Origin of the sequence: Bartonella sp. OC68QHHN, assembly GCF_042193875.1 — a bacterium.
GTDB lineage: Bacteria > Pseudomonadota > Alphaproteobacteria > Rhizobiales > Rhizobiaceae > Bartonella > Bartonella grahamii_A.
This window is the reverse complement of record NZ_JBHIME010000035.1, coordinates 1-1319: the sequence shown is the minus strand read 5'-3', so window position 1 is coordinate 1319 and position 1319 is coordinate 1. Positions and strand designations below refer to the sequence as shown.

At 41.3% G+C, this 1319-nt stretch carries 2 protein-coding genes and 1 pseudogene; all 3 read left to right on the top strand.

All coding sequences use genetic code 11. The features are described from left to right. A partial coding sequence (locus ACFIJ0_RS05725; RefSeq protein WP_375643950.1) for a hypothetical protein occupies positions 1–559 on the top strand: 559 nt, incomplete at its 5' end. After that, positions 556–963 carry a hypothetical protein gene (locus tag ACFIJ0_RS05720; RefSeq protein WP_375643949.1) on the top strand — a complete coding sequence of 136 codons (408 nt, stop codon included), beginning with the start codon at positions 556–558 and terminating at the stop codon, positions 961–963. The genes ACFIJ0_RS05725 and ACFIJ0_RS05720, both read left to right, overlap by 4 nt. A 65-nt stretch (positions 964–1028) precedes the next feature. Further along, positions 1029–1319: pseudogene (locus ACFIJ0_RS05715) on the top strand (hypothetical protein); the annotation flags it as partial.

The following is a 1319-nucleotide window of genomic DNA, read 5'->3' as shown; positions in this document are numbered from 1 at the left end:
ATGGAGTAATTCGACCAAGAAGTTCCAAGATTTTATCTATCGTTATGGCAATGACAATGCTATTGTTAGTGCGCATAGCCGTGGTACCATAACAGTAAGCAATGGAGCAAATGACTTGCAAGAACATGGTATCCACAGTGTAGCCAAGAAAACAGACTTCTATCTTGTTGGAGCGGCTGCTCACATGCAATCGATGGCCAATACAGTAGATTATCTAAGCGATGGCGAAAAAAATTATATCTACACACAAGGTCATATGTTAGACCCCATTAGTACAGTGATTGGTTACAATTGGCCTACAGCTTATAAGGCACCTTTAAATCTAGACTTTTCACTTTTGGAGAAAGGTATAAAAAATCCTTTTTATATGACGATATTTGCAGCAAACAGTTTATTTACTATAGCAACTAATCCAATCAGAGAGATGGGGAGAGCAGTCTTAGGCTTTAACCCTAGTACCCATAATTGTTATGGTGAAGCGAGTTCTAAGTGTCAAACTAATTATGGTTCATTTGGTTTTAAAAAACTTTATTCAACGAGAACAGGGAACAAAAAATGAAAATGTTGTTTAATTTATTAAGCCTGCTCATTCTGTTAACGGTTACTGGATGTGATATTGAAAACATTGACAAACCTCCTCCAGGAGAAGTAGCAGGGTGGAAGAAGCCAGGAGCAGACTTTACTGAGGTAGGAAAAGCATTGCTAGAATGTGGCATGCCACACCTTAACTATCTTGAGGATGAAGTTCGAAAGTTAAGCGACAATGAAATAGCAACCATTGATGCTTGCATGATTCAATCAGGATTCCGTGATAAAGGGAGAGCTAACTGGTGTTCTCCTTTTAACGGTAGAGACCTCCCCATCTGTCAGCCTGGTGCTGTCATCCCGAAGAGAAATGTCGAAAAGCGCTTAAATAGCCCGTTTTGTAAAAGGTATAAAAATGCGGATGAATGCCAACCTTAAGCACTGCTTTTGATTATCAACAATCCGCCATCCTTGCCTTCGCTTGGAATGGCGGGATTGTTTTTTCCAGTAAGCAAAACTCTGTTTCTGCTGGGTTTGGTGCTGGACAAACGGGTGGTGGGGGCTCTATGAGCGCCTCTTTCCAAAAGAATAAATCTTCTAGCGATTATCATAGTGTTGTGGAACAATCAGGCATCAAAGCTGGTGATGGCGGTTTTAAGATCAACGTTAAAGATAAAACAACGCTGACTGGGGGGCTTATTTCCAGCACAGCGTCGGCAGAAAAAAACAGCCTGACCACAGGAAGCATTAGCACCAGTGATATCAGAAACAGTGCGCATGCTAAAGCCAGCAGC

What these genes read in the sequence shown, in the direction of transcription:
- ACFIJ0_RS05720 (WP_375643949.1), top strand. Translation starts at nt 556, where the DNA reads ATGAAAATGTTGTTTAATTTATTAAGCCTGCTCATTCTGTTAACGGTT.